The 13,748-nt window shown below is 37.4% G+C and carries 13 protein-coding genes; all 13 read left to right on the top strand.

Features of this window, described 5'->3' with window-relative positions:
• The first annotated feature begins 11 nt into the window (after positions 1–11).
• The 13 genes from HCH28_RS15945 to HCH28_RS15885 all read left to right on the top strand — a co-directional run bounded on the left by HCH28_RS15945 (position 12) and on the right by HCH28_RS15885 (position 13,724).
• Complete coding sequence (locus tag HCH28_RS15945) at positions 12–425, top strand: hypothetical protein (protein ID WP_221682072.1); 414 nt, start codon at positions 12–14, stop codon at positions 423–425.
• Positions 426–736: 311 nt separating this feature from the next.
• Positions 737–1,699: a tyrosine recombinase XerC gene (locus tag HCH28_RS15940; RefSeq protein WP_221682070.1), complete on the top strand. Its 963-nt coding sequence runs from the start codon at positions 737–739 to the stop codon at positions 1,697–1,699.
• A gap of 57 nt (positions 1,700–1,756) precedes the next feature.
• Complete coding sequence (locus HCH28_RS15935; RefSeq protein ID WP_221682068.1) at positions 1,757–2,251, top strand: DinB family protein; 495 nt, start codon at positions 1,757–1,759, stop codon at positions 2,249–2,251.
• Between the two features lie 162 nt (positions 2,252–2,413).
• Entirely contained in the window at positions 2,414–2,563 is a 150-nt protein-coding gene (locus HCH28_RS15930) for a hypothetical protein (protein ID WP_004230023.1), read from the top strand.
• Between the two features lie 213 nt (positions 2,564–2,776).
• Positions 2,777–2,947 carry a transcriptional regulator gene (locus HCH28_RS15925; protein WP_221682066.1) on the top strand — a complete coding sequence of 57 codons (171 nt, stop codon included), beginning with the start codon at positions 2,777–2,779 and terminating at the stop codon, positions 2,945–2,947.
• Positions 2,948–3,338: 391 nt separating this feature from the next.
• Complete coding sequence (locus HCH28_RS15920; protein WP_255601566.1) at positions 3,339–5,057, top strand: putative bifunctional diguanylate cyclase/phosphodiesterase; 1,719 nt, start codon at positions 3,339–3,341, stop codon at positions 5,055–5,057.
• Between the two features lie 369 nt (positions 5,058–5,426).
• A complete protein-coding gene (proS, locus tag HCH28_RS15915; RefSeq protein WP_221682055.1) occupies positions 5,427–6,863 on the top strand; it encodes a proline--tRNA ligase in 1,437 nt (478 codons plus the stop codon).
• Positions 6,864–7,181: 318 nt separating this feature from the next.
• Positions 7,182–8,255 carry a hypothetical protein gene (locus HCH28_RS15910; RefSeq protein ID WP_221682053.1) on the top strand — a complete coding sequence of 358 codons (1,074 nt, stop codon included), beginning with the start codon at positions 7,182–7,184 and terminating at the stop codon, positions 8,253–8,255.
• A gap of 14 nt (positions 8,256–8,269) precedes the next feature.
• Positions 8,270–8,956, top strand: coding sequence for a Dph6-related ATP pyrophosphatase (locus HCH28_RS15905; RefSeq protein WP_221682051.1), 687 nt, complete (start codon positions 8,270–8,272; stop codon positions 8,954–8,956).
• Between the two features lie 245 nt (positions 8,957–9,201).
• On the top strand, positions 9,202–9,414 hold the full coding sequence (locus HCH28_RS15900) for a hypothetical protein (RefSeq protein ID WP_221682049.1): 213 nt from the start codon (positions 9,202–9,204) through the stop codon (positions 9,412–9,414).
• A 302-nt stretch (positions 9,415–9,716) separates the two neighbouring features.
• Positions 9,717–10,043, top strand: coding sequence for an ArsR/SmtB family transcription factor (locus HCH28_RS15895; RefSeq protein ID WP_221682047.1), 327 nt, complete (start codon positions 9,717–9,719; stop codon positions 10,041–10,043).
• Entirely contained in the window at positions 10,040–10,450 is a 411-nt protein-coding gene (locus HCH28_RS15890) for an SRPBCC family protein (protein WP_048392814.1), read from the top strand. The genes HCH28_RS15895 and HCH28_RS15890 overlap by 4 nt, the downstream gene beginning before the upstream one ends.
• A 103-nt stretch (positions 10,451–10,553) precedes the next feature.
• Positions 10,554–13,724 carry an ATP-binding cassette domain-containing protein gene (locus tag HCH28_RS15885; protein ID WP_221682039.1) on the top strand — a complete coding sequence of 1,057 codons (3,171 nt, stop codon included), beginning with the start codon at positions 10,554–10,556 and terminating at the stop codon, positions 13,722–13,724.
• Positions 13,725–13,748: the final 24 nt, after the last annotated feature.

Genomic DNA, 13,748 nt, shown 5'->3' with positions numbered 1-13,748 from the left:
AGCTAACAACCATGACCATCATTAATTTAATGCAAGCGTATGAATTAGATAAACTATCCAAATTACATTTATCAGACGAGGAAATTTTACGAGCTTTGCGTTCGGGGGATGTATCAGCTTGGCAAGAACAAGTGCCAAACTATGAATTTAGCGAGACAATGGCTCTATATCAGGAAGGGGAACAACAGTTCTTAGATGCATACCATGGCCATTATCGAATCAAGTATGTAACATTACCAGGCATCCAACGTTTATTGCAGCTACGCTTTCAATTAGAAGAAGGGAAGGATTACCAACTAGTAGAAACAGGTATCCAGCATTTAACGTGTGATGAGGAAACAGTCACAAGACTTCAGCAAATGTTATCGACAAACTGGTCACTAACAAAACAAGAGGATGGCAATTATTCAGTTTTTGTAAAATAATGCCATGTGTGTTGTGAGACGAATTGACATGAACAGTTACCCATCTATTGTTTTTTCGAAGCGTCTCACAAAGCAAATAAAGTCTACTAGATTTTAATATTCATTTACCGTGAACTTTATGCCTAAAATCCTATAACTGTCACAAAATAGTTGTAACAAAAATCCTCTTTTTAAAAAGGGGTTTTTTTATTACCTTCGAACAGAACATTTGTTCTAACGTACGAAAAAGGGCATTTTTTTCAATAAAGTTCCCAAATTTATATTTGGGAACGTTTTTTCATGGTAAAATAGAGCAAATAGAGGTGATGAGCATGCAAAAAATGAAGCAACCAAAATTCATGAAGGATTTTCTGGTCTATTTAACAACCATAAAAGGAAAGTCTCAACGCACAAGAAAAGAATATGAATATGACCTGAGCTTATTTTTCCGCTTCCACAAAGCTGTCCAGGAGGACTTGGATATAGAGAATTTAGCTACCATTGATATTGGTACTATTACAATAGAAGAAATTCGTGAAATGACATTAGAGGATCTTTATTTATTCATGGAATATTGTGAAGTACAGCGAGGTAATTCTGCTGCTGCACGAGCACGAAAAGTGGCCACATTAAAATCCTTTTTTAAATATTTAAAAGGCAAACGTCGACTTATCGAGGAAAATCCAGCAGAGGAATTAGAGACACCAAAGATAGGCAGAAAACGACCTATTTATATGAACCTACAAGAAGCTACACAATTTATAGATGGGATTAAAAGCAATCAGGCATCCCCGAGAAATTATTGCATGATGATGTTTTTCTTAAATTTAGGAATACGTGTCACTGAGCTATGTCAGCTTAATAAAACATCCATTCAAGGACGTTATTTAACCGTAATGGGAAAGGGCAATAAAGAGCGCACCGTCTATTTAAATGATAGCTGTATGCAGGCACTTGCTGACTATGAAAACAGTGGGAAGACACCCTATAAGGGAGAAGGCGAGGAGCCACTTTTTGTGTCACAAAAGGGAACACGCTTTACAAGACAAACCGTTGCCAAAATTGTTAAACGTATTAATAAGCAATCAGGTCTTCAAAAAGAACGGCTTACACCACACAAGCTACGCCATACATCCGCAACGATGATGTATAAAGCAGGGGCAGATATCCGTAGTTTGCAGCACATTTTGGGGCATTCTAGCGTCGCAACCACGCAAATTTATACCCATATTGAAGATGAGCAGCTACAGCATGTTTTAGAGAATAATCCATTTAATATTGTTCGTGAAAGATGATTTTCTCCCCTCCATATCGAATATATAGAAGAAGACCTAATGAAAGGGGAGCCAAGGATGTCAAACGTCAAAGAACATCTCGATACCACAAGAACACAATTACTTCAGGAAATTCACTTATTGGATGATACAGCCTTTAATAAGAAACCAGATGCTCAAAGCTGGAGTGTGGCACAAATCTGTCATCATCTCGTATTAGTAGAGGAAGCAACAAAGAAAGCCATTACATGGGGATTAAAGGCAGAGGAACAGTCAACACCCGCTCGAAAAAATGTTCAGCTCATCTTAGATCGATCAAGAAAGTTCCAAGCACCGCCTATTGTAGAGCCAGCAGAAGAACCTTTCACTGTTCAAGCAATGCTAGATTTACTAGCTACAACAAGAAAGAACCTCCTCGGCTTTTTACAAACAATTGAGGAACCTGAAGCATTAGCTAAGCGCGCTGTGCAGCACCCAGCTTTAGGCGAATTACCACTCGATCAATGGATTGAAATGGTCTATTTGCACGAGCAACGTCATATCAAGCAATTACAAGAAATCGTTAAAGAATAACATGTATGAAAGGAATTTGGCCACAGGAGATGAGCTAAATTCCTTTTATTGTTATTCAATTTTTCTGTTATAATCTCTTGACGTGCTACATAATCTGTTATATATTAAATAAAAATAATAACAACTGTTATAAAACAGTTTTCGTTAGAGGAGGAAATATAAATGTCAAAGTATCGTGATGGTTATGAATTTTATTGTGAAATGTGTGAGCGCTATGGATTGGAGCCAATTTCTTTCCGTTACTATGTATTACAATTATCACAACAACAACTTTCAGCTTACAATATGCAAGCAAAACAATTAGGAATTTAAAAGGAGTGATTATGACGGAAGCCGCCGTGAATATTTTATGAAAAGCCCAGCCATACTAAATAAAATGGTCTGGGCTTTCGTAATTTCAGCAAGAAATTTCAGATAATTCATTGACAAGTACAGTAGCCTGTTATATATTTTTAAACAAATAATATTTCTGTTATATAACAAAAAATAGACATATAGTAGCAAATGTGAAAGGAAGTTATGAGGATGACAGATTATCGAGAAGGTTATGAATTTTATCGTCAAGTATGTGTGGAGCATGGGCTAGAGCCTATTAATTTTCACTATTACATTTCAAGTTTATCCCAAGAGCAATTAGATGCCTACAACATGCAGGCGAAATCAATAGGGGGTTCAATAGAATATGAGGTCTCTTAACATATAAAATGCCTTACTTCCTATGTGGGACAGTAAGGTATTTTACTTTAACAAAAATTTTACAAGACATTAAAACTTATTATATGAAACTTTTAAATTTTGTATTAAAAAGATAAATAGCCTAAATAAACTATTTAACGTAGTCCAAAAGTATTAAATAACTATATATTTAGACATTTACAAGGAGGTTATATCCACTAATTTTTGTCTATTTTATTAAAAACTATCAAATACAGCTTTGAATGTTTTTGAGATTTGGGTTGAATTAACTGCTTTTCTAAGACTATAATATAATTACATAAAAAAGGGCGATATACCACAACTTTATACCTCGCTGTAAGATAAAGCAAAAGTACCAAACCCTTCATATTTTAATGAATGGAGAATGAAAATGATGAATATCACGCCTAGTAGTGTTAATCAAATGAACTACAGTCTAAAAGAATTACAAGATATCTTTTCCGCCATGAATAGTTCCATTATTGTAGCGATTACAGATCGTACCGGAAAAATTACATTTGTTAATGATCATTTTTGTAAAATTTCGAAGTATACGCGTGAAGAATTAGTTGGTCAAGATCACCGTTTACTAAATTCAGGCTTTCATCCCAAATCTTTCTTTAGAGAGATGTGGAAAACAATCGGTAATGGCGATATGTGGAATGGCGAGGTGTGCAATCGTGCGAAAGATGGCAGTTTATATTGGGTGAAAACAACGATTATCCCGTTCCTAGATGAACGAGGAAAGCCGTATCAATATATTGCCATTCGCGTAGATATTACAGCGCAAAAGGACATTAAAAAAATTACTCACATTGCCTATCATGATGAACTAACAGGGCTACCAAATCGTCGCAAATTAGAACAGCGTTTAGAAAATGAATTTCATCAATCTCGACGTACAGGAGAGAAGTTTGCGTTATTTTTCATTGATGTGAATCGTTTCAAACATATTAACGACGGACTTGGTCATATTATCGGCGATATGTTTTTAGTGGAAATGTCGAATCGTCTGCGCAATATTGATCATACATCAAATTCTTTCTATCGCCACAATAGTGATGAATTTGTCATGATTTTAAATGATGTCAGTCGCATTGAGGAAATGGCTAAGGAAATTATTAGCGTCTTCAATGAAAGCTTTATTGTCGACACCTATGAGTTTTATGCAAGTATCAGCATCGGCATCAGTATATTCCCAGATCATGCAAACTCTGTGGAAGAATTATTGAAAAATGCAGATATTGCTATGTATGCGGCAAAATCTACACGTGGTAACCAATATCGCCTCTATCGCGATAATATGGACGAGGCCAATGATAAATGGCTTTTACTAGAAACGAAATTACATCAAGCATTAAAGCAAGATCGTCTAGAATTACATTATCAGCCTAAGATCGACTTAAAAACGGATTCTGTTATTGGGATGGAGGCATTGCTACGCTGGTATGACCCTGTATTAGGTCATATTCCGCCAGATCGTTTTATTCCATTTGCAGAGGATTGTGGACTGATTAATGATATCGGTGTATGGGTTTTACGTAAAGCCTGTGCTCAAGCTCGTCAGTGGAATGAAGCACATGAACTATCATTGCGGGTGGCTGTGAATATTTCACCAATTCATATTAGTACAGGTGGCTTTGTGGATATGGTGCGTAGTGTCATTGCAGAAACAGGCATTGACCCTAATTTATTAGAAATTGAAATTACCGAGATGAGTATGCTTGATTATACGGAAGATTTAATTGATACCATCAAGCAATTACGAGAACTAGGTATAACTATTTCATTAGATGATTTCGGGACAGGCTATTCATCGTTAAATTACTTAAAAAAATTCCCGGTGGATGTGCTTAAAATTGATCGTGCCTTTGTCCGTGATATCGTACCTGAGAAGTCTGGAATCGCTATGATTTCAGCCATGATTTCATTAGCACATGCCTTAAACCTACAAGTAGTAGCTGAAGGTGTAGAGGAGGAAGCTGAATTAAATGTTCTGCGTGAGCATGGATGTGAGTATGTGCAGGGCTATTATTTCAGTAAGCCTTTATCTGTAGGAGATTTTACGAATCTCATTGTTAATACTGTCACAAATAAATCCAGTTATTAATTGCTATTCCTGAATGATTTTGCTAAAGTGGGATAAAGTAAAACTGTTAACATGATAAACCCTTTGATGATGTGGCCAAGTAAGTAAGAATTGTGAAACAGAAAATATAGCACCTGCTGAGAGCTATATCACCGCTTCTTGACTGAACACCTACCACGGAGATGTTATGCAAACATAACCGAGTCGTTTTCGTTACCAAACGTGAGAGGGCTTTATATTCTACTTAAAGCTAAATCAAGGTGGTACCACGTCGTTCCAGCACAAAGACGTCCTTATTCTGAGGACAGCTTTGTGCTTTTTTTTCTTGCTTCAGCTAAATCTTCATACGGGTTGAACAAGTATTCATTTAACACAATTGGAGGAGAACACATGTCAAAACAACTAGAAGATTTTTCGAAATGGTATATCGAGACCATCCAAAAAGCCGATTTAATGGATTATACACCTGTTCGAGGCTGTATCGCCTTTAAGCCAGACGGCTATGAAATTTGGGAGCATATTCAGGAGGAGATGGATCGTCGCTTTAAAGAGACAGGACATCGTAATGCCTATTTCCCAATGCTTATTCCTGAATCCTTCTTCCAAAAGGAAAAGGATCATATCGAAGGGTTCTCACCTGAGCTTCCTTGGGTAACCGAGGCAGCAGGGGAACAATTAGAAGAACGGCTAGCCCTTCGTCCAACATCTGAGACGATGATTGGTCATCTTTACTCTAATTGGATTAAAAGCTACCGTGACCTACCAGTGCTGATCAATCAATGGGCAAATGTCTTCCGTTGGGAAAAGAAAACACTGCCTTTTATTCGTACCTCTGAATTTTTATGGCAAGAAGGGCATACAGCGCATGTAGATGAAACCGATGCTCGTCAGGAAACAATGCAAATGCTAGACATTTATAAAGAAGTCGTAGAACAGGTACTAGCAATTCCTGTCTATGACGGACAAAAAACCCCTTCTGAGCGTTTCGCAGGGGCTGTCGATACGTACTCTATTGAGGCAATGATGAAAAATGGCAAGGCTGTGCAAGCAGGAACATCCCATTATTTAGGAACAAAATTTGCTGAAGCCTTTAATATCAAGTATTTAAATAAAGCGAACCAGCACGAATACGTACACACAACATCTTGGGGTACTTCCACACGTTTAATTGGTTCGGTTATTATGGTGCATGGTGATGAGCAGGGACTTGTTTTACCTCCACGTATCGCACCAACACAAGTCGTTTTAATTCCAGTAGGGCCATGGAAAAAGAACCCTCAAATCATGGAGCATTTAGATGAGATTTTTGCAGCCTTAAAAGCGAAGGGTATTCGTGTACGTCTGGATGATTCAGACCAATCGCCAGGCTATAAGTTCAATGAATGGGAGCTAAAAGGCGTGCCTGTGCGTGTTGAATTAGGGCCACGTGACCTAGAAAATAAGCAAGCTTTACTGAAAGCGCGTGATGAAGAAGAAAAACGAACTGTCGAATTAGCTACTATCATCACAGCTATTGAAGAAGAATTAACAACCATGCAAACGCGCTTATTAGAAAAAGCTCGTCAATTCCGTGAAGCAAATGCTCACACAACAATTGACACACTTTCACAATTGCAACAGCACATTGACACAGCAAAAGACAATGGCACAATCCCAGGCTGGGTGCTTGCTGGATGGTGTGGCGAGGATGCATGTGAAGAAAAAGTGAAGGAAGAGACGAAATACACATCTCGCAATATTCCATTCAATCCACCAACAACGAAAACCACATGTATTGGCTGTGGAAACGAAGCAAAACATACAGTTTGGTTTGCGCAAGCTTATTAATTAATAAAGCCATATGAAGCAAGCCCGAACAATTATGAAGCACACTTGGTTGTTTTATAATTAGTTCGGGTTTTTCATGTTAAGATGGTGAACAATAACACGCTATGCTTTCTTCACGGAAACTCTTATACCAAATTTTAAAATTCTCACTCCTGTTTGTTTCTCCAGGCATTGATCCAACGAGCTGCCTTCATCACTCATAATGGTGTTTCCTTCACTCTGTCTAAACCTTAGCGTATATCGCCAAGTTCTCATCATGATTGTGATAAAATAAAGGGACGTTTGCTTCTGAAAAATCCTAAAGAAATGAGGATATGAATGACAGTATTACAAGAAGTATTTGATAACTACCTTAATATCAAATTTAACCGGGGATTACCAGCTGTTCACATGAATGATTTCGAATATGTTTTATTAGAAGATACTAGCGCAGAGCTCTTTTTTATTGATCACGAACATGGGACTTTTTTGGAATGGGCAGAGGCATTTCAACCACAAAATCCGCATTATGTTCAAAAGCCAGACTGGCAGCCTATGCTTACATCTTTTTTCAAGCAGCTAGATGTTTATGATGAGCAAGTGTGCTATTATTTGCTCTACACGATAAATGCAACAACTAGAATAATTCCACGGAACCCGTATAACAAGATGAATGATTTTATGAAAAACTATTGCTTCTTTCAACTTGCTCAATTAGAGCATATTACGATACTCAACAAAGAGCAGAAACAACAGTTAAAGGACTTTTTATTCTTTTTCTATTTGTATACCCATCCAGTGAATGAGGAAACGCTTTACGCTTTTTCGTTCAAAGAAGGAACTTTAATTCATGCTAAAACGAATATCAATATGGAGCAATATTTTTCTCATTATCATGATTATATTTGTAAGCATAAGCATGACCGAACATTATTAACACCACATGAGATAAATGCTTGCAAGAAGCTGACAATCGAACTATTGAGAAGCATCGAAGGAAAATCAAAAAGACTCGTTATGCCATTTGAAGATGGCATAGAGTACCTACATCTAATTAACAATATAGATGATTTTTTACATATGTTTAATCAAAATAATAAGGCATTCTATCAATTGCTTCATAGCTTTCTATTCGATCATCAATCGAATCCTTATCGTGAGCATTGCTTTAGTATGCTATTACAGAATTATGTCACTTATATTTTGACTTTTCACTTTGATGACCTTATTCAGTTAATAGCGTATTTCCATGATTCACCATCAATTTGTAGGATGATTATCGATAAAATTTTTGTCGATACCATCTTTATGCAAAAGATTTTGAAAGAGGGAAATATTAACATTAACAATTATCCATCGATCATAGAGTTTTTTGACGAGGATGCTAGAAGCATATATCTTGATGAACAGTAAAAGGAGACAAGGAAATGACCAACACAACAGGCTGGAAACAGAATGCACAAAATCGCACATTTATAGCTTCATTTAGTGGTGGCAAGGATAGTGTTTTAGCTTTATATAAAGCATCACAGGTGGGCCAAGCAATGGGGCTTATCGTGATGCTGGAGGAAGAAGGAAAACGTTCAAGATCCCACGGGATGCCACCTGCCCTAATCCAGGCACAAGCTGACTCTATTGGGCTGCCAGTCTATACTGCTGCAGCAAGCTGGGCTGATTATGAAGAAGTATTTGTAGATTTATTAGTAAATGCAAAGCAACAGGGAGCTGAAGTATTAGTAACAGGAGACTTAGATATGCCTGAACATGGCTGCTGGCACGACAAAGTCACTAAAAAGGTAGGTTTAAAGCTAGGCATGCCATTGTGGGAGATGAACCATCGTGAGGCTGTCGATGAATTTATTCACTTAGGATTTATTACAATGATTGTCACGGTCAACCTATCCTTGGGCATGACGGAGGACGATTTAGGGCGTGTGCTTACCCCTGATTATGTAAAGGAGCTTGAAGCCCGGAGCATTGACCCATGCGGAGAAGGCGGCGAATTCCATACGACCGTCATTGATGGACCTCTTTTCCAGCAGCCAATTGCGGTGCGTAAAGGTTCCGTTATAAGAGATGGAGACTACGCCTTTTTACCTTTAGAGCTAGCATAAATTTACATCAGAAAACCCTTATTGCCATGCGCAATTCATAACAATAAGGGTTTTTATTTTGAGGTGTATTGTTATTTTTTTTATATATAATAAAATTATTACATATGAAAAGGTGAAGAATTATTAACAGTTTTGGGTGCTTATCCAATCCTTATCGATTAAATATTATTGCTATTCTTCATCAAGAAAAACAATATGTTAGCCAACTTGCGAGAGTGCAGATTTTATGAAAGGAGTTTTATTATATGTCATCAACAACACTTACCATATTTTCAGCGTTCTTTGGTTTACTTCCACTTCTAGTACTTGTTTTTATTTTTGTATTTGTTATTAGTATCTTTCGACGAGTGGAACGCCTAAAAATAGAGAAAGAATCAGCTCAATTGCAACAGCAACAGATTCAAGAAATAAATAAACGTTTAACAACGATTGAAAATATATTGAAACAAGTTGATTAGGAGTAAGATATTTTAACTATTTCTAGGTAAAAGGAATAATAGGTTGAATTCAACATTGGCTCATATGGACATCGACATCATTATAACATTTGTCTCTTGCTACGAACGTGGGTTATCCATAACAAATGAATAATTACCCGAAAGTACACAGGCTCTCCTCTGTACTTTTTTGTATTTCAGCTAGTTTTTCCTTGTAGGTATAGAACTCCTAACACTTTGACCAAAATAATATTTGACTGGACACTGATTGGTGTCATATAATTAAGACACCAATCAGTGTCCTATTAGAAAGGGTGGTGGTTTTGAATAACAATCATCAAGAGCGTGACGTTTATGTAGCCATTGCTGACCCTACAAGACGAAAGTTGATCCATTTATTGGCAGAGGTAGATGAGTTACCGCTTCACGAATTAACCGCTCAATTTGATATGGGGCGTACGGCTGTTTCGAAGCATTTAGCCATCCTGAAAGATGCAGGCCTCGTCATTGCACGCAAGGAAGGTAGAGAGACGAGATATCGATTGAATGCAGCTCCATTGAAAGAAATACAAGATTGGGTATCGTTTTATGAAGGTTTTTGGAAAGAAAGAATCGCGAAATTACATCTAATATTGGAGGAAAAAAAATGAAACCAGATGTATCATTAGATTTTAAATTTACAAGTTCCATCGAACAAGTATGGCATGCTTTAACAGACTCAGATACACTAGCAAAATGGATCTGGAACAATGACTTCCAACCAATCGTAGGACATAAATTCCAATTCCGTGCTGAACCAAATGAATGGTGGGACGGTATTGTAGACTGTGAGGTACTGGAAGTGGAAGAGCCTCATAAATTATCTTATACTTGGACAAGTGCTGGCGAAACAACAACAGTTACATGGACATTAACACAGGTAGCAGATGGTACGACTCAGCTTCATCTTGATCAAGGTGGCTTCAGCGAAGAAACAAAGGCACGTCAAGGTGCAATCGAGGGAGCAAAATATGCTTGGACAAATATGAGTGCACAGCTTGAAAAAGTATTAGCGTAGAATAAATTAAATAACAGCAAGAAGAGCGCAATTCCGTAGCAAGAATTGTGTTCTTTCATGTTCAGTCTCATCTTTTAATTTTCTTAAATGGAAGGATAACTAAATGAAAATTAATGAACTTATTGCCAATAATATTAACCGTCTAGATGTCGTTTTATCCGACGATCAATCTTTAGCCATAGCAGGTTTGTCTGGTTCAGGGAAGACGACATTTTGTCAAACGATTGGAGAAGAATCCAAAAAACGTCTTGTTTCTTTATTGCCAAAGGCTGAATATCAATATTTGTTTCCAAACATTATGGAAACGAACTTCAGTGCCATCAAAATGGAGGACATGCCCCTTGTACTTTTTCTAGGAAAATCCTCGATCTCTAGCAATCCACGTTCCACAATTGGTACACATACAGGTGTTTTTAAAGAAATTCGTAATCGATTGGCAGATGAGTTTCAGCTATCGCCAGAGATGTTTTCCTTTAACAATGCGTTAGGCTGGTGTCCTGCATGTAAGGGGCGAGGCACGACAAAAAATGTAGAATGTAAAAAATGTTTTGGTAAGCGCTATAGTCCAGAAGTGGAGCAGTATAAAATCACTTTATGGAATGAACTCTATAGTATTTCTGATATTCATCATTTAAGTATAGAGGCCATCTATTCCTTATCAAAAGAATTAAATATCAGTGAAGAAAAACAGTATATTCTGCATAATATTATGCAAATGAATATTGGCTACTTAACCTTGAATCGTATTATGGGGACTCTATCAGGTGGAGAATTAACAAGGCTGTACTTAGCAGAATTCATGGCAACAAGCGAAAACACCGTGATTATTGTTGATGAAATTTCTGTGGGTCTGGACCATAACACCTTACTAAAAATTTTAGAGCAAATACAACAGCTAGGCGCTAAAAACCAAATTTGGTTGATTGATCATTCTGATACTGTGTTAGACACGGCAGACGAGCATCTATTCTTTGGACCAGGAAGTGGAAAATACGGAGGAAAAATCGTTGAAGAATCTCCACGACCAAAGCCTATCTATTGGGAACGAAATCCGGCAGCACCAACATCCTATTATCAATTCCGCGATTTATATTGCCGTAATATCCAAATGGAGGCAATAGACATTCCACAAAATCGACTTGTTACCTTTACAGGAGAGTCTGGTTGTGGGAAATCAACGCTTGTTAATGAGTGTATTGCTAAAGATTTTATCAAACGCTATCCCAAGGACAAACTTGTGATGGTTGGGCAAGATCGTAACCAATCCATTACGAGTCGTTCCACTGTCGCGACATTCCTTGATATTAAAAAGAAACTAACAAAATATAGTGAGGACATTGATGATATTTTCCAACGCTCGATTGAAGATATAATCGATGAACTACCTAATGAGGATATCGCTCATAAACGCTTAAGCTTATTGATTAAGCTTGGACTAGGCTACTTAACGCTTGAGAGAAAAACGCAATCTCTATCGACTGGTGAATTCCAATGTGTGCATCTAGTCTCAGAGTTATTTGCCAACGCTCGTAATCCCCATACATTATTTATTTTTGATGAGCCTTCTAAAGGGCTATCTCAGAACATTTTAAACCAATTCATCGATAGTGTCAGGGACATCCTAGAGGATGAATCTATCTCCATCATCATGATTGAGCATAATGCCTATATGCTAGAAAGCTCCGATTTTGTTGTTGACTTCGGCAAAAGACAGCAGGAGCCTGTAACACATCTAAATGTAGTTAGCCATGAAGATTATTTTAATCAGGATAATCATTCAAGGGTTTCAGCTCCATTACAAATCACATCTACGCTCGCATTAAGGAATGGCATTCAATACTTAGAAGACAATCATATTAGCTATTTTAAAAATGCGGAAAATATATATAAGGGTGGTATCTTAAAAAGCTTATCTTCCATGGCTCGTCTGATTTACGGTGAATATGAATCGAACAAAATTGCCCCAGTTGTTGCCATTGATTTGGAAAGACATTTATATAGCCAATATAGCTTCCTGTATGAAATAGGTGGTCTAATCAATCATATTGTGGCCGCTCATCCAACAAATAAGGATACGAGAAGCTTCGATTTTTATAGCCAAGAAAATCATTGTCCTAGCTGCTCTGGTCGATTGGAAATTGAAAAATTCGATTTTGATCTTGTGGTACAAGACAAAAACGTGCCATTTTGGGATGGCCTACTACATCCCGATATAATGGAGGTTTTAAAATACTATCAACATTCTAAATTAGAATTTCTCTTTGAGCAGATTAAAATTGAGCTGGGTCAGGACATTAGTAAAAGCTATTATGATATGACTGAGGAAGAAAAGCATACATTTTTATATGGTTATTGGGACAAATCCTTTTATGATAAGGCAACGAAATCCTCGAAAAAGTGGGAGGGCTTTAATTTTATCATTGGTCGTTATATCGTGATTTCAAAATCCATTATAAAAGAGCAAATGAAGGAAACAAGAGAAATGGTGCCATGCCCAATTTGTCATGGTTCTGTGCTCAACCACCAAAAGAAATTACGATTTGGGGACACAGATATTCGTGACGTAATTCGCCAGCCGCTTGATGAAGTCATCAACATTGTAGGCAACTTACCACAACTAGAAAAAATCAAAGCCATCGTGGGCGGAGACATGTCACTGCTACAGGATGTTTCCTTATTGCCAAGGGAAACACAGGTATCCCTAAAAATGCTGGAATTAGAGCTAGCAAGCTTTGTCGGCTATGAAATCGTACTACAAAACGCTTTTCCTTTTTGGAACAAAATCAAAGATAATCTAGAGCGCATCAGCCATAAAAATCAAGTGACCATCTGTGATTTTGCCAATATACAGGAGACAAGAGAAACCATCATCGATCAATATTTTACGAATGGTAAATATAAAAAACTAACATATGTATATGAAGCATTTGGCTACAAGAAAATCGTAACCCATATCAATAAAGTCAAAGCCAGTCATTCCTGTCCATTCTGTAAAGGGAAAAAGGTGCTCTCTGAAGATGGACTGCATGATGGAGTCCATAAATTAACCGTGCCCTGTGTAAGCTGTGGCGCAAGTGGCATTAATGAGGAAGGACGCCAGCAAATCGTTGATGGCATTGATGTGGAAACATGGCTAACTGGTACTGTAAGCGATGTTGTTACAGAGGGCTCCCATCTTGAGGCCGTTGCCAATATTCCTATTTTTAATCGTATACGCGAATTGAATAAGCAGGAAATGATGGCAGTCTATCAGTTCCTTCAATCAAATCACTAAATCATCAAACCCATGTGCTTCGGC

Origin of the sequence: Lysinibacillus sp. K60, from assembly GCF_019731275.1 — a bacterium.
Classification (GTDB): Bacteria; Bacillota; Bacilli; order Bacillales_A; family Planococcaceae; genus Lysinibacillus; species Lysinibacillus capsici.
The sequence above is the reverse complement of the archived record's forward strand: the minus strand, read 5'-3'. Positions and strand labels throughout refer to the sequence as shown.

Coding starts and splice junctions, on each gene's coding strand:
- HCH28_RS15945 (WP_221682072.1), top strand. CDS start 12: ATGACCATCATTAATTTAATGCAAGCGTATGAATTAGATAAACTATCC.
- HCH28_RS15940 (WP_221682070.1), top strand. CDS start 737: ATGCAAAAAATGAAGCAACCAAAATTCATGAAGGATTTTCTGGTCTAT.
- HCH28_RS15935 (WP_221682068.1), top strand. CDS start 1,757: ATGTCAAACGTCAAAGAACATCTCGATACCACAAGAACACAATTACTT.
- HCH28_RS15930 (WP_004230023.1), top strand. CDS start 2,414: ATGTCAAAGTATCGTGATGGTTATGAATTTTATTGTGAAATGTGTGAG.
- HCH28_RS15925 (WP_221682066.1), top strand. CDS start 2,777: ATGACAGATTATCGAGAAGGTTATGAATTTTATCGTCAAGTATGTGTG.
- HCH28_RS15920 (WP_255601566.1), top strand. CDS start 3,339: ATGATGAATATCACGCCTAGTAGTGTTAATCAAATGAACTACAGTCTA.
- proS (WP_221682055.1), top strand. CDS start 5,427: ATGTCAAAACAACTAGAAGATTTTTCGAAATGGTATATCGAGACCATC.
- HCH28_RS15910 (WP_221682053.1), top strand. CDS start 7,182: ATGACAGTATTACAAGAAGTATTTGATAACTACCTTAATATCAAATTT.
- HCH28_RS15905 (WP_221682051.1), top strand. CDS start 8,270: ATGACCAACACAACAGGCTGGAAACAGAATGCACAAAATCGCACATTT.
- HCH28_RS15900 (WP_221682049.1), top strand. CDS start 9,202: ATGTCATCAACAACACTTACCATATTTTCAGCGTTCTTTGGTTTACTT.
- HCH28_RS15890 (WP_048392814.1), top strand. CDS start 10,040: ATGAAACCAGATGTATCATTAGATTTTAAATTTACAAGTTCCATCGAA.
- HCH28_RS15885 (WP_221682039.1), top strand. CDS start 10,554: ATGAAAATTAATGAACTTATTGCCAATAATATTAACCGTCTAGATGTC.